The following is a 16,957-nucleotide window of genomic DNA, read 5'->3' as shown; positions in this document are numbered from 1 at the left end:
ACCGGTTCGGCCGCGGCATCCGCTGTTCTGTGCTGTTACTCCGCGGCGGGAGCCGGCGGTGCGGGCGGCGGAGGCGTGGTGGGCTTCGGCTCGCGCTTGGCGGGAGCGGGAGAGGATGCCGCGGCCACCCCCTCGCCGATGCCGCGCCCGACGGCCTGGCCCTGGATGATCGACGCGAGGTCGAGGCCCGTGGCGGAGCTGACGCTGTCGAACACCGATTTGAGCGCCTTGGCGCTGTCGGCGCCCACGAGGTCGGAGGCGCCGTCGCCGGAGCCGCCGATGATCGAGACGCTGCCGATCGTCGAGTAGCCCTTCGCGAACTCGGCCATGATCGCCGGCAGGGTCTCGAGCACGCGCTGCGAGAGGAACGCGTCCTGGTTCGACGCGATGGCCTTCGCCTCTGCCTCGACCGCGGCAGCCCGCGCCTCACCCTCGGCGCGGATGGCGTCGGCCTCGGCATTCGCGCGCAGACGACGTGCCTCGGACTCGGCCTCGGCCTGGGCGCGCAGCGCGTCGGCCTCACCGGTCGCACGGGCGATGGCGGCTGCTGCCTCACCGTCGGCCTTCGCCTTGTCGGCCTGGGCCTGCTGCTCGGCGATGCGGGTGCGGGCCTCGGCCTGCTTCACCTGCTCGATCGCGGCCGCCTCGGCCGCGCGCTCACGCGTGTACAGCTCGGCCTGGGCGCGGGTTTCGGCCTCGTACCGCTGGGCGTCGGCGACGCGCTTCACGTCGGCGTCGAGCTGAGCCTGCCGGTTCTCGGCCTGCTGCTGCAGAACGGCCTGCTCGGCCTGGGCGCGGGCGAGCTGCTCGGCCTGCTCCGCCTCGGCGCGCGCACGACCGATGCCGGCGTTGGCGTTGGCCGTGTTGGTGTCGAGCGCGGTCTGCTCGACGAGGTTCGCTTCCTGGTTGGCGATGTTCTTCTGATTGATCGCACGGTCGGCGTTCGTCTGCGAGATCTCGGCCGACTGGCGCTTCGCCTGGATCTCGGGAGCACCCAGCGACTGGATGTAGCCGACCTTGTCGGTGATGCCCTTGATCTGGAACGAGTCGAGGATCAGACCCTGCTCGGCGAGCTCCTGCGAGACGTCGGCCGCGATCTGATCGGAGAACTTCTTGCGCTCGCGCATGAGCTCGACGACCGACAGTGTCGCGACGATACCGCGCAGGGCGCCTTCGAGCTGCTCGGTGGTGAACTGCTCGATCGCCTTGTCCTGCGAGGCGAATCGCTCCGCGGCGCGGCGCACGAGGATCGGGTCGGAGCCGATCTTCACGATCGCGACGCCGTCGACGTTGAGCGTGACGCTGTCGAGCGACTGCGCCTCGGCGTTCAGCGAGACCTGCCGCGAGCGCAGCGAGATGATCTCGTGGCGCTGCGTGATCGGGTTGACGAGCGACTTGCCGTTCACGATGACGGTGACGGGCGACTCCGACATCTCGTCGCGCGTCGTGCCGTCGGTGCCGATGACGGCGCGAGCGACCTTCTGCTTGCGGCCCGAGATGACGAGTGCCTCGTCGGCTCGGGCGACCTTGATCCAGCTGCGTGCGAACAGCAGCAGGATGAGCAGGATGACGACGGCGGCGACGACCGCGATCCCGACGATGACGAGGATGCCGACGATTCCGGCGATCTCCATGGATGACCTCCCTGGTCCCCCCGAGGGGGTGGTCCGCGGTCCGGCGCGAGATGCCGGGACTCGGTTCCACCCTGCCAGAAACCTGCTCGCGACCGCGCGGGGAGAATTCCCCTGGGGATGGTTGCGGTTCGGAAGGAGAACACACGTGACGAAGGAGCCCAGACCTCGGATGGTCCTTCGTCACGAGAGATCTCCTGCGTTGCGCGCGGGCACGACGGAAGGCGGATGCCGCGAGACGCGCGGCGGCGGAGGGCGGATGCTACGCGTCAGCGCCCGCGGAGCTTCTGAGCCAGGTCGCGCAGGGTGCGCAGCTCGGCGTCGTCGAGCACCGACATCCGTGCGGCGATCGACCGGCCGTGCACGGTGGCCACGCTGCGGAACGCCCTGGCGCCGGCATCCGTCGCCCGGATCAGCGCGCCGCGACCGTCTTCGGGGTCGGGGCACTTCTCGACGAGGCCGCGTGAAACCATCCGGTCCACAAGTCTGGAGACGCTCGGCTGGCTGATGAGCATGTTGGCGGTGACGTCACGCAGCCGAGCGGACATGTCGGGGGAGCGGGTGACCGTGAGCAGGACGTCGTACTCGGCCTGCCCGAGGTCGGAGTGATCGAAGTCGGCGTTCATCTCGGTGAACAGCTCGTGCTGCGCGCGGAACAGGCTCTCCCAGGCCTCGAGGGCGAGCTTGCGATCGGTCATGGGAAAAGAGTACGGCAACAGTAAAGGGCCGGTCGGAGAGGCTCCCGACCGGCCCTTGTCCCTTGCACCAAGAGTGTCCTGCAATCACATGAGGTGGATGCCACAGCAAACATTCACCGTGCGATCACTCTATAACGGCGAGATAACGAATGCAACGGTTTGGTCACGGAATTCTTCGCCGCGCCGTCGGCGGCGGCAGACCCTCCGGATGGATGTCCCACTGCCTTCCGCAGGTTCCTTCCCGACGCGCGGTACCACTGCGCACAGAGGACCACGATGATCACCGCGTCGATGACGTCTCCCGCGTAGTACATCAGTTGGGCTCCCGCCTGCGCGTCGATCGCGCTCACCCCCTCCGGAGGATGGGCGTAGAGGGTCTTCGCCAGGATGCCGTGGGCCGCGAGCACGACGATCATCACCACCGTCCGAAGTGCGAAGCCGGCGCGATGCGGCGCCGGATCGACGGGAATGATCGCCGCGGTGAAGAGATAGCCGGCCACGAAGAGATGCGTCATGATCGCGAGGTGCACCAGGACGCTGCCCTGCATCTCGGCGTACAGCGGGGTGGCGTACAGCATCCACATCCCGCCGATGGTGAGGATCGCGGCCGTCACGGGGGCGGTGAAGAAGCGAGCGGGCCAACTTCTCAGGGCCCGCGAGAGGCGTCGAGCGGCGCCGACGTCGATCGACCGCAGGATCAGCGTGATCGGCGCGCCGAGCACGAGCAGCGGCGGCGCCGCCATGCCGACCAGGAGGTGCGTCCACATGTGCGCGACGAAGTCGCCGTGGGAGGCCGCCGCCAGCGGGCCGATGAAGCCGGTCGCCGCGGCGACGATTCCCGCCGTCCACGCGGCGCTGCGGAACCAGGGCCAGGGCCGTCCGCGGCGCCACTGCACCAGCGCGCACACCACGTAGAAGACGAGGGCGAACGCGAACGGGAGGGCGAGGATGACGTCCGAGCTGATCCCGGCACCCGAGGAGTGGTCGTGCACGGTCACCCGACCCGTACCCGGCTGCGACGCGTGCGCACGGTGAGGATGCCGCCGACGACGAGCAGCAGCACCGCGATGATCCCCCACGTGAGGTCGTACACGACGAGGTCGGGAACGTAGCGGATCTGGTGGATGCCCAGCACCTTGTGGTGGATGACGCCGTCGTAGAGCTGGAAAGCTCCCGCCCCGAGCAGCACGCCACCCCACCAGCGCAACTGCCAGAGCGCCCCTCGTCGTCGCAGATCCGCGAGCAGGAAGAGTCCGGCGATCGTGGCGAACCAGCTCAGCGCGTGGAAGAAGCCGTCGGAGACGAGGCCGACCTCCGAGGTCGAAAGGTCGTAGAAGTGATGCCAGTGCAGCAGCTGGTGGAAGACGGCCTCGTCGATGAAAGCCACCAGACCGACGCCGAAGAGGAACCCCGACCAGAGATTGCGCTTCGAATACGTCGCGCGAGCAGGGTCGTTCGTCCCGGTCGTCCCGTCCTTCGCCGCCCGAGCGGTGTCCGCGGTAGCGTCTCCCTGATCTGCTGACATGGCGCGACGCTAAGGCGCGCGCGTCCGGCGCCGAACGGGGTTGACAGGATCGAGCGAGGTCGAGGGCGCCGGAGTCGTTCGCGCCCGATTTCACTCCCGCAGGCGTTCCTAGTCCGGATAGCGGGCACCATCCCCCAGCCCGGCGATCTCGGACTTCGTGAACTGCGACAGAGACGCATAGACGATCGTGCGAGCGGCATTCGCATCGCCGTCGAACGCGGGCGCCAACGAGGCGACCGCGTCCTCCACCGTTTCGGACCCGGCGACGACGCGCGCGATCTCCTCCAGCCGCGAGGCTCCCGCGGTCAGTTGCCGCTGAGTCTCCCGTCGCTGCCTTCGCATCTCGGCCGACTCGGCAACCCTCCGGGCACGCGCGTCGACGCGAGTACGACGGGACTCGATCTGCTCCGCGGTCAGCACGGCTGTCAACGGGCGGGAAGTGCGAACGGGAAGAGTCGCGAGCATCACGTGCAGATCGTACGGGCCTGCCTCGCGATCGGCCCACTGATTGTCGTCGACGCGCACATGGATACGCGCGTATTCGCCCGGGTCGAGCGGCACTGCCGCGTCCTGCCCGCCGAAGAAGCCGAACCTTGCTGTTCCTGGCTGGACGTCGGGGTCGGTGACCAGCCCGATGGCGAGGAACGGATCCCCGTCGGGCCGCCATGCCGTGGCCCCGGTGTTCACGACATCGATCACGAACACTCCGCGCGCGGCCTCATCTGCGCTCAACGGCGGCCAGCGCAAGGCGAGCCCGGCCGCGCGTTCGGCCCGGCTCGGGCGCAACGGCATCGTGTCGGGGTGGATTCTCACCGGCGGGCGCGACGCGCCGGGTGCCCCGCCGACGATCTCGGCGATGCGCCACTGCATCCCGTCCGGGTGGGTGGGCGCTCCTATGACGACCGACCCTGGCTTCGAGGTCTTGAGCACGCGCCAGCCCGTGGCTGGAGCGCCCTCAGCGTCGTCCGGATCGAACGGTACTCCGAGTCGGTCGAGAAGTGCGGCCAACGGCTCGCCGGCCACGGCGAGTGCGGCAGCATCGACGTCCAGCGGGCCGATCTGGGGGTCGTCTGCGGAGGTGCTCACCCGTCGATCGTGACAGACCCGTCACGGATGCGTCTGCCCGGCATCCTCTCGGCCCTCGACTTCGAGCGTCGGCAGCGACCGCAGCAGCTCCTGGGTGTACGGATGCTGCGGGTCGCGGAAGATCCGCTCGGCGTCGCCCTCCTCGACGACACGGCCGTCTTTCATGACGAGCACGCGGTCGCTGAGGTGGTGGATCACGCCGAGGTCGTGCGAGATGAAGAGGTAGCTGAGGCCGTACTCGTCCTGCAGATCGACGAGCAGGTCGAGCACCTGCGCCTGCACCGACACGTCGAGCGCCGACACGGCCTCGTCGAGCACGAGGATCTCCGGCGATGTCGCGAGAGCCCGTGCGATCGCGATGCGCTGCCGCTGCCCGCCCGAGAGCCGGAGCGGAAAGCGCTCGCGCACGGATGCCGGAAGCGCGACCTGCGCGAGCAGGTCGACGACGCGCTGCTCGCGCTGGCGGCGGGTGAGCCCGGCATCCGCGGGGATGGCGTCCAGCAGGATCCGCTCGGTGTTCCAGCGCGGGTCGAACGAGCTGAGCGGGTCCTGGTAGACGACGCCGATGCGGGGGCGCAGCGCACGCCGCTTCCGCTCGGAGACTTCCGACCAGGGCGACCCGAACAGCCGGACCTCTCCCTCGTCCGCTGTCTCCAGTGCGAGCGCGATGCGAGCCGTCGTGCTCTTGCCCGACCCCGATTCGCCGACGATCCCGAGCGTCTCGCCGCGGTGCAGCGTGAACGACACGTGGTCGACGGCCGTGCTGTGTCGTCCGTCCGGGGCGACGAAGCGCTTCACCAGGTCGCGCGCCTCGATCACCGGCTCTCCGCGATCACCCGACGACGGTCGTGCCAGGTGCAGATTCGGAACGGTGGTCTGCTGCGGGGCGAGGCGCTCGCCGCGGGTGTGCCCGCTCGGCACGGCGTCGACCAGGCTCTGCGTGTACTCGTGCTGCGGTGCGCCGAGCACCTGCGCCGCCGCACCCTGCTCGACGACCTCCCCGCCCCGCATCACGAGGATGTCGTCGGCGAGCTGTGCCACCACCGACAGATCGTGGCTGATGAGGATGATCGACGCACCGCGGTTCTTCGCGTCCTCCAGCAGCGACAGCACCTGCGCCTGCACCGTGACGTCGAGCGCGGTGGTCGGCTCGTCGGCGATGATCACCTCGGGGTCGAGGGCGATCGCGGACGCGATCAGAGCGCGCTGCCGCAGTCCGCCTGACAGCTCGCCCGGCCTCTGCCGCGCACGGAGCTCGGGGTTCGGCACGTCGACGCTCGCGAGCAGCTCGACCGCCTTGCGTCGCCGCGCCGCGCGGTCGCGCCAGCCGTGCAGCCGCAGCGCCTCCGCGATCTCGCGCCCGACGGGGCGCAGCGGATCGAGCGAGACGAGAGCATCCTGCTGGATGAATCCGATCCGCCGGCCGCGGATGCCGCGCCATGACCGGTCGGTCTGCGCGGTCAGATCCACCTCGCCGAGCGCGATCTCCTCGGCCTCGACGTGTGCGCCGTGCCCGGTGAGCCCGGCAAGCGTTCGCGCGGTGACGCTCTTGCCTGATCCTGACTCGCCGACGATCGCGACGCACCGACCTGCGCCGAGGGTGAAGGACACGTCGCGCACGACGCTGCGGGTCTCGCCGTCGCGCGTGAATCCGACGTGCAGGTTGCGGACGGTCAGGCGAGGATCGGTCGCGCTCGCAGGCGCGGCGGATCGTGCGGGGAGTTCGACGACGCTCATGTCAGCGTCCCTTCTCGAGGCTGTTCTGGATGTGCTTGCCGATCGTCGTCGCCGTCAGAGCGAGCGCGAGGATGACGAGCCCCGGGATGAAGGTGAGCCACGGCGCCTGCAGGATGTTGGTCCGTCCTGCGTCGAGCAGGGCGCCCCACTCCGAGGAGGGTGGCGCGACGCCGAGTCCGAGGAACGACAGGCCCGACGCCCAGACGATCGACTGGCCGATCGCCATGGTGAATACGGCGACGAGCGGTCGGATCGCGTTCGGCAGCACGTGACGACCGAGGATCCGCCACCACCCGTGGCCGAGCGCCCGGGCGGCTTCGACGTAGCCGGCGTTCTTGGCTGACAGGATCTGGCCGCGCACCATGCGGGCGTACCCCGGAGCGGTGCTGACCCCGACGGCGACGACCTGGGTCCAGGGCGAGGGGCCCAGGATCGACACGAGCAGCAGGGCGAGCAGGAGGTTCGGGAAGGCGAAGACGACCTCGATGCCGCGGTTCACGATCGCCGCGGTGACGCGGTCGCCGAGCGCGGCGAGCGATCCCAGCACGAGGGCGGCGACCAGCGCGATCCCGGCCGCGCCGATGCCGATGAGCAGCGACTCCCTGGTGCCGTGCACGACGCGGCTGTACAGATCCCGCCCCGCTTCGTCGGTGCCGAACCAGTGCGCGAGCGAGGGAGCCTGCAGGGCGTCGGCGAAGCTCTGCGCCGTCGGGCTGTGGGTGGCCAGCACGGCCGGGGCGAGCGCCGCGATCGCGAAGAGCACGGCGAACACGATCGAGACGAGCAGCGACCAGTTCACCCGCAGGCGGCGACGAGTGCGCGGCTGCGTCGTGGCGGGGACGCGGGACGGCGAGAGGGGCGTGGTGGTCATGACGTCTTCAGCCTCGGGTCGATGAGCGTGTAGACGACGTCGACCAGGAGGTTGGCGACGACGTAGAGGACGGCGACGAGCACGACGATGCCGGTGACGACCGGCAGGTCCTGCGCGCCGACCGCGGCGACGAGGGTCTTGCCGATGCCAGGACGCGAGTAGATCTGCTCGACGATGACGGCGCCGGAGACGGTCGCGCCGAGCGCCCACCCCGTGAGCGTGACGGCGGGGATCGAGCCGTGCCGCAGCACGTGACGCAGGCGGATGCCGAGGTCGCCCATGCCCCGCATCCGCGCGCTGAGCACGAACGGCTGGTCGAGCGCGCGCTCGTACTCGGCGCGGACGGACTGGCCCATGAAGCCCGCGAGCGGGATCGCCAGCGTGAGCGCGGGGAGGACGATGCTGTTGACCCCGCTGCCGCCCATAACGGGGAACCAGCGCAGCGTGAGCGCGAAGACCAGCAGGAGGAGGATGCCGAGCCAGTACGGCGGCAGCGCGGCGGTGACCGTGTCGACCGCCGAGCCGAGCGCGCGGACCCGCGGGCCGCGACCCGCGGTGAGCGTCACCCACACGATCATCAGCACCCACGCGAGCAGGATGCCGGTGAACGTGAGAACGAGCGTCGATCCGAGCTGCTCGCCGATGAGATCCCACACCGGCCGGAACTGCTGGTAGGACGTGCCGAGATCGCCGCGCAGGAGGCCGCCGATGTAGTTCAGATACTGCACGACCAGAGGATGGTCGAGCCCGTAGGCGTCGACGATCGGTGCCAGCTCCGCCGGAGTGCGCTCCTGCGCCTGGCAGGTGCGGATGTTGAGGATCGCGGTCGCCCGGTCGCCGGGCAGAGCGGTCTGCGCGAGGAACGCGGTGGTGGCCGCGCCCCACAGCACGACCAGGGCGCCGATCAGGCTCGAGGCCAGGCGGCGGAGGCGGCGGAGCGTGCGCTTCGGGGCCGTCGGCCGACCGGAGGAGATCCGGTCGGCCGGTCGGGCCTCACTCGACGAAGTACGCGTCATAGAACGTCGGTCCCCCCTGTGCGTGCTCCTGCCAGACGTCGCGCAGATGCGGGTTCACGCCGAGCGTGCTCAGCCGGTCGTACAGACCGAACGAGAGCGCGTGCTCCGCGATGTACTCCTGAGCCTGCTGATACAGCGCGTCCTGTGCCGCGGCATCCGGCTCGGAGTTCGCCGCGAGGATGATCGCCTCGAGCGCGGGATCGTCGTAGAAGGCGCTGTTCGAGAAGTTGGGGTTGTCCTCCGTGCTCGGGCGCCAGTTGATGTAGAGGATGCCGGCGTTCACCGAGGTCCAGTACCCGGCCGAGATGTCGTAGGCGTCGCGACCGGCGTACTTCCCCGCCCAGGTCTCGGACGGCGGCACCGGGATGAGGTCGACTTTGAACCCCGTCGCCTTCGCCTGCTCCTGCACGGCCTGGAAGATGGAGGCGCCGTCGGCGTTGATGATCGTGCCCGCGTTGTACGGGAACACGACCTCGAGGGTCTTCCCGTCCTTGACGCGGTAGCCGTCGTCGTCGCGCTCGGTCCACCCGGCCTCGTCGAGCAGTCGGTTCGCCTCGTCGGCGTCGTACGCGTACCAGTCCGCGGCCTTCTCGCTGTATGCCGGCGTCGCCCTGCTCACCCCGCCGTTGCCCTCGAACGGGATCACACCGTGGCCGATCGTGTCGACGATGCTCTCGCGGTCGAGGCTGTAGATGAAGGCCTTGCGCAGGTTCTCGTCGGAGAACGGCGCGCGCGTCGTGTTGAAGGAGATCTGCTGCGGGCGGCCCGGTGTCACGTACTTGTGCAGCTCGTACTGCTCGTTCTCGATGCCCTCCCACTCGATCGCGGGGATGTCGTAGATCGCGTCGGCCTCGCCGGAGCGCAGCGCCGAGACACGGGTGACTCCGTCGGCGACGAACCGCCAGTCCACCTTCTCGACGTATGCCGGACCCGTGTGCTTCGCGTTCTCCGGCCACGAGGTGTAGTCGTCGTTGCGCACGAGGATGACGTTCTCGCCGCGATTCCACTCCTCGACCACGAACGCTCCGGAGCCGATCGGCTGCTCGCAGTTCTCCTCCTCGGTGCGGGTCTCGAGCGCGTGCTGCGACTGGATGCCGAAGTACCCCTGCGTGAGGTTCTCGACGAAGCGGGTGTAGGGGCGGGAGAGGTGCACGGCGACGGTGAGGTCGTCGACGGCCTCGGCCGACTCGTAGTATCCGCCCAGCCACACGGCCGCGGTGCTGTTGCCGCCGTCGACCCAATAGTCGAAGTTGTACGCCACGGCCTCGGCATCCACCGGGGTGCCGTCGGTGAACTCGACCCCCTCCTTGAGGGTGAGGGTGTAGGTCAGACCGTCGTCGCTCACAGCCCAGTCCTCCGCGAGCCACGGCACGACCTCGCCGTCCTCGGTGAGGGAGAACAGGCTGTCGAGGAACTGGTACGAGATGTACGCCTGCTCGATCCAGCCGCCGAAGAGGCACTGCGGCTCCTGCTGGTGCGCGTAGACGATGGTGCCGCCGTCGACGCGTTCGGCGTCGGCGGCGGGCTGCGCGACGGCGCCGCCGCTGCAGGCGGACAGGGCGAGGGCGACCACGGCCGCGGCCGCGGTCGCGGCCAGTGCTCGGCGGGTCCTGGAAGCGTTCATGGGGCTCTGGGCCTTTCGTCGGGTGTCGACGCAGCGGTCGATGGACGCCGCGTTGGTGCGATCATTCCGAGCCGGGCGGCGACTCACATCCCTCGTGTCACGGGGCGCCGTGCGACGTCACGCGGCGTCATGCGGCCTCATGCAACGTCATCGGATGCCGTCGCGTCGCCCTCACGCGGGACGATCGGCGGTGGCGCGTGTGCGTCACGGAAGGAGCCCCGTCATGTCCGAACCCAAGCGCCTCATCCTCAACCTGTTCGAGATGAACTGCGTCAGCCACATCACCCACGGACTCTGGCGGCTCCCCGGCAATCGACGGACGCACTTCACAGACATCGAGTACTGGACCGAGCTCGCGCAGCTGCTCGAGGCCGGCGGCTTCGATGCCGTGTTCCTCGCCGACGTGATCGGTGCCTACGACGTGTTCCGCGGCGGGCCGGAGACGGCGATCCGCGAGGGCCTCCAGATCCCCAGCAACGATCCGATGCTCGTCGTGCCGGCGATGGCCGCCGTGACGCAGCACCTCGGGTTCGGCATCACGTTCTCGACCACCTACGAACCGCCGTTCGCGTTCGCGCGCCGCATGTCGACCCTCGACCACCTCACCAAGGGCCGGGTGGGGTGGAACATCGTGACCTCGTACCTGCCCAACGCCGCGCGGAACTTCGGTCTCGAGGGCGAGGTCGACCACGACACCCGCTACGAGATCGCCGACGAGTACCTCGAGGTGCTCTACAAGCTGTGGGAGGGGTCGTGGGACGACGACGCGATCGTCGAGGATCGGGAGAACGGGGTGTTCGCCGATCCCGAGAAGATCCGATACATCAACCACCGCGGTCCGAGATACTCGGTGGCCGGTCCGCATCTGTCCTCACCCTCGCGGCAGCGCACACCCTTCCTCATCCAGGCCACGCAGTCGTCGCGGGGCATCGAGTTCGCCGGCCGCCACGCCGAACTGATCTTCACGGGAGGGCGCTCCTTCGAACAGGTGAGCGGCACGATCGGTCGGATTCGCGACGAGCTCGAGCGGCAGGGTCGAGCACGCGACGACATCAAGTTCGTCGTGGGCGCCACCGTGATCGTCGCGCCCACCCGCGAGGAGGCGGAGGCGAAGCTCGCCGAGTACGAGCGGTACGCGAGCATCGACGGGGTGCTCGCGCACGCGAGTCTGCCGTTCGACCCGACCGCGCACCCCGCCGACCTCACCCTCGGCGAGGCGCTTCGTCGTGAGGGTCGGGCCGACGACCTCACGGCGGCGTTCCTGCCGCAGGAGCAGACGATCGGCGAGTTCCTCGCCACGATGAAGGGGTTCCACCGGAAGCCCTTCATGGCCGTGGGGTCGCCGACCGACGTGGCCGACGAGATCGAGTCCTGGCTCGACGACCACGACATCGACGGCATCAACCTCGTGCAGTACCACTCGTACGACACGGCCCGCGATTTCGTCGAGCACGCGGTTCCCGAGCTGCGCCGCCGCGGTCGGCTGCGCGACGCCTACACGCCGGGGGAGACGCTGCGCGAGCGCGTGCATGGCGCCGGACCGCGTGTGGCAGACACTCATCCGGCCGCCCGCTTCCGCGGCGGACGAGGACTCGACGAGCAGGCGATCCTCGAGGGGCGTGCTTCCGTGTGAGACGCGGGGGCGGATCGTCGAGCCTCCGTCGATCGACGCTGCCGGATCATACTTCGGATGCCCCCGACCCGACTTCGCCCCGATTCGGCCGCCGCGCGGTCTTCCTAGCGTGGCGGTATGTCATTCCTACAGAAGTCCCGATGGCGGGGCACGATGGTCGGCGGCCTCGCTCTCGTGGCCGCCCTTCTCGTCGTGACCGCCTGCACCCCGACGACCGCTCCGCCCGACGATCCGCCCGGCGCTGACCTCAGTCAGTTCCACGACCAGGACATCGAGTGGGGCCCGTGCGATCCGTTCGCGACGACACAGGAGAACGCGGTCCTGTATGCGAATCCGAACATCGAGTGCGCGACGGTGGAGGTTCCGCTCGACTACAGCGACGCCGACGGCGACACGGCCGAGATCGCCGTGCTGCGTGTGCCGGCGAAGGGCGAGCGCAAGGGCTCGCTGCTGGTGAACCCCGGAGGGCCCGCAGTCTCCGGTAACACGTTCATCGCCCGGCTGGAGCCCGCCTGGCAGACCAATCCTCTGCTCGAGAACTTCGACATCGTCGGGTTCGACCCGCGCGGCGTGGGAGCGTCGACACCGAAGGTGGACTGCTTCTCCGACGCGGAGTACGACCGGGGGGAGGGCTTCGTCGGCGGCGCGGTCTACGCCCTGACGTCGAAGGAGGAGGCCGACGAGGCCGCTCAGCGATGCATCGACGGCTCGGGCGGCGAATCCGCCCTCACCAGCGTCGGCTCGACGAACGTCGTGCAGGACATGGACATCATGCGCGCCGCGCTGGGCGACGAGAAGCTGTCGTTCCTCGGATACAGCTACGGGTCGGAGATCGCCGCGATGTACGCGACCACGTTCCCCGGGAACGTCCGCGCGATCGTCCTCGACGGCGCGGTCGACCCGACGCTCACCTCCTCCGACTTCCGCGTCTCGCAGTTCGCCGGTTTCCAGGCGACCTTCGACAAGCTGGCCGCGCAGTGCGCGGAGGCGAGCGACTGTCCGCTCGGCTCAGAGCCGGAGGAAGCGACAGATCGGCTGCACGACATCATCCGCCCTCTGGCCGACGCCCCGGTGTCGACCGGCGACGGCCGAGAACTGGGCCTTTACGACGCGCTCGCCGCGGTCACCTCCGGGCTTTACGCCGAGGCGGATTGGCCCCTGGTGATCGCGGGCCTCGCCGAGGTCGAGGAGGGAAGCGGGGCGACGCTGACTCTGCTGCGCGACCGCTACTTCGAGCGCGGCGCCGACGGTGTCTACGGCACCGATCCCGACGCGAACGTCGCGATCCGGTGCATGGACGCCCCGGCCCGCACGCCGGAGGAGCAGACGGCGCTCGCCGAACGGATCGCGGAGGTCGCGCCCTTGCTCGACCTGGGCGAAGCGGGCGTCGAGTACCACCACGAGTGCGCATCCTGGCCGGAGCCTCCGACCCGCGGCGATCCCTGGCTGGAGGTGCCGGAGGGCGAGATCCCCATGACTCTCACGGTCTCGGTCACCGGCGACCCTGCGACACCGCACTCCGGGGGAGTCGCGATGGCGGAGGCGCTGGGCGGCAGCCTGCTGACCGTGGAGGGGAACCAGCACGCCGCGTACCTTCTGGGCCGCAGCGATTGCGTGAACGACATCGTGGAGAAGTACCTGATCGATCTCGAGGTGCCCGCCGAGGGAGCGACCTGCGCACTGCCGGCTCAGTAGCTCCGCGACCGGAAGCAGGAAGGGCGCCCGTCTCGCACGGGTCCCCTTCCTGTGCGCGCGAGCTAGTCGTCGTCGAGCTCGGCATCCTGCACGAGAAGCGCGACCTGCACCCTGCTGGCGACGCCGAGCTTCGTCAGGATCGACGAGACGTGCGTCTTGACGGTGGGCAGGCTGATGTGGTGCCGGCTGGCGATCTGCGCGTTCGATCGACCGGCGCCCACCTCCTTCGCCACCTCCAGTTCGCGCGGGGCGAGCACTCCGAGTCGTTCGCGCGCCGCGGCGCGACGAGGCCTGCCGTGTGCGGTGTCGGCGAGGTCGATGAGTCGGCGGGTCACGTCGGCCGAGAGCGTGTGACTGCCCAGCGCGACGGCGCGCACGGCGCCGACCAGCTCGTCCGGCGGCGTGTCCTTCAGGAGGAACCCGGCGGCACCGGCGCGCAGCGCGCGAAGAACGGTGTCATCGGCGTCGAAGGTCGTCAGCACGATGATCCCGGGCGGGTCAGGTCGCGACAGGAGGTGCTCGGTGGCGGTCAGGCCGTCCATCCCCGGCATCCGCACGTCCATCAGCACGACGTCGGGATCGAGCTCATCGACGCGGTCGAGCGCCTCCAGCCCGGTGGACGCCTCACCGGCGACGTAGAGGTCGGAGGCGGCACGGAGCATCATCGCCAGTCCGAATCGCACCACGGGGTCGTCGTCGACGATGAGGACGCGGATGCCGGCATCATCGATCATGCGAGCCACGGTAGTCTCATCGCCACTCGCCAGCCGCCGTCTTCGGTCGGACCGTGAGAGACCTCGCCGCCCACGAGGGCTGCGCGTTCGGCGAGGCCACGCAGACCCGACCCGGTTCCACTCGCCGCCGGCGGAGCCGGTTCTCCCGTGCCCGTGTCTCGGATCTCCGCGCGGATGCCGCTCCCCACGCGCCCGGTGATCGACACCACGGCATCCGCTCCGGGCGCGTGCCTGCGTACATTCGTCAGTCCCTCCTGCACGAAGCGATACAGCGTCCGGCCCAGAAGAGCGGGGACATCGCTGTCGACCGAGGTCAGGCCGCTCTCATCGGAGAGCGCGATGGAGCCGCCGACGGGTGAGGCTTCGCGGACGAGGGTGGGGATGTCGGCGGCGCCGGGGAGAGGTACGTCGGCCTGCGGAGAGCGGAGCACATGCAGTACCTCGCGGAGATCCTGCAGCGCAGCGCGCGAGTTGCGTCGGATCTCCTCGACGACCTGTGCGCTCTCGGCCGACGACATCGTGGCGTTGTAGCCGAGGGCGCCGGCCTGGATGCTGAGCAGCGACAGGCGGTGCCCGAGGACGTCGTGCATCTCCCTGGCGAGCTCCTCGCGAGCCTCGTGCTCCGCCTGCGACGCCCGGAGCGCGGCCTCGGTCTCTGCGGCGACCGCGCGTTCGCGCAGGGACTGCACGAGAGCGCGCCGACTCCGGATGACGAGACCGAAGGCGGTCGCGGCGATCACCCCGACGATGTGCGCGCTCAGCAACAGCAGCGGGGACGCGTGGAATTCCGGTCGGAGAAGCAGCGGACCGGCGACGGATACGAGATTCAGCGCGCAGAACAGGATGGTGACGCGGATCGAGCAGAGCAGAGCGACGGCGTAGAGAGCGAACAGGGGTGCGACCGACACCGACGACAGGAAGGTCCCCGCGACGAGGAGGACGGTCGCGACGGCGACGGGATGTGTCAGACGCCACCACAGTGACAGGCACGCGCACAGGCCGAGCGCGAGCTCGACGGGTCCGGTCCAGGCGGGCCAGCCGAACGGGCGGTCCAGGGTCGTGACAGCGATATACCCGAGCGCGGCGGAGAAGACGATCAGCACGACGTCGACGACGTGATTCCGAGGTGCGCGAGCGTGCGGAGTGGCAGGCGCGTCCATGATCCCGATCCTACGAGTCGCACTCCGGTGCGTGCCTCGTGCCGTGGTCGTCGGCTCTCCGACCAAAGTATGAGCGGCCGCCTGCGCGCGACCGATGTGACGACCGCGGGCGCTCGCCTAGCGTGTGAAGTCCGCTCGTCGGAAGGAGATGGTCGCACATGGTCAGATGGAGCACGCGGATCAAGCCGGGGGACGGGCGACCCCTCCGCCCGTTCCGGTGGTGGCAGATGTTCCGGCGTTCCGTGCTGTCGATCAGCCTTCCTGTGGAAGGGCGCCAGGTCGTGCATACGATCGAGGTCAAGCACGGGGGAGATCCCGAGACCGGCGAGATCATGGCCAGTCTGTACCTCGACGGGCGCAGATCCGCGATCTCGCGCGTGCCCGCACGGTTTCCCGTGGCGGGCGGCGTCATCGAGGTGCGCACCAGCGAAGCAGGGTTGCGGCGCTGCGTCTTCGTCTCGTCCGACGGCTCGGAGCGGCAGCTGCAACCGGATCCCGCGTCGGCGGAGGGGCGACGCCTGCGACTGTCTCGACAGCACCCCGCCGCCAGCCGCTTCCTCGGGGCTGCCGCTGTCGTCGCGCTGGTCGTCGGTCTGGGAGTGAACCTGCTCCAGCTCGCCGAGCCGCTCTCGCGCTTCCCGCTGATCGCCGAGTCGATCGGAGTGTTCGAGTCGCCGATCCATCTGCCGTGGTGGGTGAATCTCGCGATCGGTGTGGCCGCCGCACTCGGGGCGACCGACCGCGCGCTGATGATGCGATACCACTGGCTGCTCGACAGCGGCGCGGCCACCTGAACCACGAACGTCCTACCTGATGCTGTACGGACCGGCCGCCGGTACGGTCTTTCTCGGCTCCCTCGGCTCCCTCGGCTCCCTCGGTTTCATCCTCGGGCTTCGCGCGCGACGTGCGACGTCTGAGAGAGCCACCGCTGAACCGACGACAGGCCGCGCGACGCTCAGCCCTCGGGGTAGGGGCTGACCCAGTCGGTGACGAGGTCCGCGTTCAGCGTGATGACGTCGCCGGGCTGGATCGCGTCGCCGCCCGGATACCCGTTCAGCATTCCGAGCGCTATGCCGTTGTAGATGCAGAAGCGCTCGCCGATCACGGTCTCCACATCGCCGGCCGCCACCGTGTAGGTGGCGATACCCCCGGCCGCATCGAAGCCGACTGTGCCTCGGGCGAAATCCCTCGGCCCGAGGTCGACGAGATCGGCCCCGAGGTGCTCCGCGTGCGAGGGACCGCCGTCGTCGCTGCCGAGGAAGATGTAGCCGGCTTCGGGACATCCCGCGATCGCGTTCTTCGGGATGCTCGTGCCGTGGCCCAGGTACTGGTAGCCGTCGCCGAGCTCCGCCATCATCGCGGCCTCTTCGTCGAGAGGCGCAGTCGGACTCGGCGTCGGAACAGGCGTCGATTCCGCAGCCCCGGACGGTGCTGCACCCGATGCGACGGACGTCGCGAGCATCACAGCCCCGACACCGACCGCTGCAATCACGGCGACGACGCCGACGCTCCACGCCACAGTGGTCCCGGTCCTCATGATCGACAGC

The 16,957-nt window shown here is 69.6% G+C and carries 15 protein-coding genes; 3 read left to right on the top strand and 12 right to left on the bottom strand.

The window, feature by feature from the left end; genetic code table 11:
* Positions 1 to 35: 35 nt before the first annotated feature.
* From RAC81_RS05470 to RAC81_RS05430, 9 genes are all read right to left on the bottom strand, one after another.
* Positions 36 to 1,634, bottom strand: coding sequence for an SPFH domain-containing protein (locus tag RAC81_RS05470; protein ID WP_375081379.1), 1,599 nt, complete (start codon positions 1,632 to 1,634; stop codon positions 36 to 38).
* 266 nt (positions 1,635 to 1,900) lie between these two features.
* Entirely contained in the window at positions 1,901 to 2,329 is a 429-nt protein-coding gene (locus RAC81_RS05465; RefSeq protein ID WP_375081378.1) for a MarR family winged helix-turn-helix transcriptional regulator, read from the bottom strand.
* Positions 2,330 to 2,442: 113 nt separating this feature from the next.
* Positions 2,443 to 3,327, bottom strand: coding sequence for a cytochrome c oxidase assembly protein (locus tag RAC81_RS05460; protein ID WP_375081377.1), 885 nt, complete (start codon positions 3,325 to 3,327; stop codon positions 2,443 to 2,445).
* Positions 3,324 to 3,854, bottom strand: coding sequence for a DUF2243 domain-containing protein (locus tag RAC81_RS05455; protein ID WP_375081376.1), 531 nt, complete (start codon positions 3,852 to 3,854; stop codon positions 3,324 to 3,326). The genes RAC81_RS05460 and RAC81_RS05455 overlap by 4 nt, the downstream gene beginning before the upstream one ends.
* A 108-nt stretch (positions 3,855 to 3,962) precedes the next feature.
* Positions 3,963 to 4,940 (bottom strand): hypothetical protein, encoded by a 978-nt coding sequence (locus tag RAC81_RS05450; RefSeq protein WP_375081375.1) that lies wholly within the window; start codon positions 4,938 to 4,940, stop codon positions 3,963 to 3,965.
* Between the two features lie 21 nt (positions 4,941 to 4,961).
* Positions 4,962 to 6,677, bottom strand: a complete 1,716-nt coding sequence (locus RAC81_RS05445) for a dipeptide ABC transporter ATP-binding protein (protein ID WP_375081374.1) — start codon at positions 6,675 to 6,677, stop codon at positions 4,962 to 4,964.
* A gap of 1 nt (position 6,678) precedes the next feature.
* Positions 6,679 to 7,548, bottom strand: coding sequence for an ABC transporter permease (locus RAC81_RS05440; protein ID WP_375081373.1), 870 nt, complete (start codon positions 7,546 to 7,548; stop codon positions 6,679 to 6,681).
* Positions 7,545 to 8,564: an ABC transporter permease gene (locus tag RAC81_RS05435; protein ID WP_375081372.1), complete on the bottom strand. Its 1,020-nt coding sequence runs from the start codon at positions 8,562 to 8,564 to the stop codon at positions 7,545 to 7,547. The genes RAC81_RS05440 and RAC81_RS05435 overlap by 4 nt, the downstream gene beginning before the upstream one ends.
* On the bottom strand, positions 8,542 to 10,188 hold the full coding sequence (locus RAC81_RS05430) for an ABC transporter substrate-binding protein (RefSeq protein WP_375081371.1): 1,647 nt from the start codon (positions 10,186 to 10,188) through the stop codon (positions 8,542 to 8,544). The genes RAC81_RS05435 and RAC81_RS05430 overlap by 23 nt, the downstream gene beginning before the upstream one ends.
* 223 nt (positions 10,189 to 10,411) lie before the next feature.
* Here RAC81_RS05430 and RAC81_RS05425 point away from each other — a divergent pair, with 223 nt between their 5' ends.
* The gene (locus RAC81_RS05425; RefSeq protein ID WP_375081370.1) at positions 10,412 to 11,821 is read left to right on the top strand and encodes an LLM class flavin-dependent oxidoreductase; all 1,410 of its coding nucleotides are present in this window, start codon (positions 10,412 to 10,414) and stop codon (positions 11,819 to 11,821) included.
* A gap of 117 nt (positions 11,822 to 11,938) precedes the next feature.
* A complete protein-coding gene (locus RAC81_RS05420; protein WP_375081369.1) occupies positions 11,939 to 13,516 on the top strand; it encodes an alpha/beta hydrolase in 1,578 nt (525 codons plus the stop codon).
* 62 nt (positions 13,517 to 13,578) lie between these two features.
* Here RAC81_RS05420 and RAC81_RS05415 read toward each other — a convergent pair whose 3' ends face one another.
* The gene (locus tag RAC81_RS05415) at positions 13,579 to 14,250 is read right to left on the bottom strand and encodes a response regulator (RefSeq protein ID WP_375081368.1); all 672 of its coding nucleotides are present in this window, start codon (positions 14,248 to 14,250) and stop codon (positions 13,579 to 13,581) included.
* On the bottom strand, positions 14,247 to 15,410 hold the full coding sequence (locus RAC81_RS05410; protein ID WP_375081367.1) for a histidine kinase: 1,164 nt from the start codon (positions 15,408 to 15,410) through the stop codon (positions 14,247 to 14,249). The genes RAC81_RS05415 and RAC81_RS05410 overlap by 4 nt, the downstream gene beginning before the upstream one ends.
* Before the next feature lie 158 nt (positions 15,411 to 15,568).
* Here RAC81_RS05410 and RAC81_RS05405 point away from each other — a divergent pair, with 158 nt between their 5' ends.
* Entirely contained in the window at positions 15,569 to 16,204 is a 636-nt protein-coding gene (locus tag RAC81_RS05405; RefSeq protein ID WP_375081366.1) for a hypothetical protein, read from the top strand.
* A 161-nt stretch (positions 16,205 to 16,365) separates the two neighbouring features.
* On the opposite strand, the gene RAC81_RS05400 is transcribed toward RAC81_RS05405, so the two are convergent.
* Positions 16,366 to 16,947: a hypothetical protein gene (locus tag RAC81_RS05400; protein WP_375081365.1), complete on the bottom strand. Its 582-nt coding sequence runs from the start codon at positions 16,945 to 16,947 to the stop codon at positions 16,366 to 16,368.
* Positions 16,948 to 16,957: the final 10 nt, after the last annotated feature.

Origin of the sequence: Microbacterium sp. CR_7, from assembly GCF_041954755.1 — a bacterium.
Classification (GTDB): Bacteria; Actinomycetota; Actinomycetes; order Actinomycetales; family Microbacteriaceae; genus Microbacterium.
Note: the sequence above shows the minus strand (reverse complement) of the source record. Positions and strands in the feature narration are given on the sequence as shown.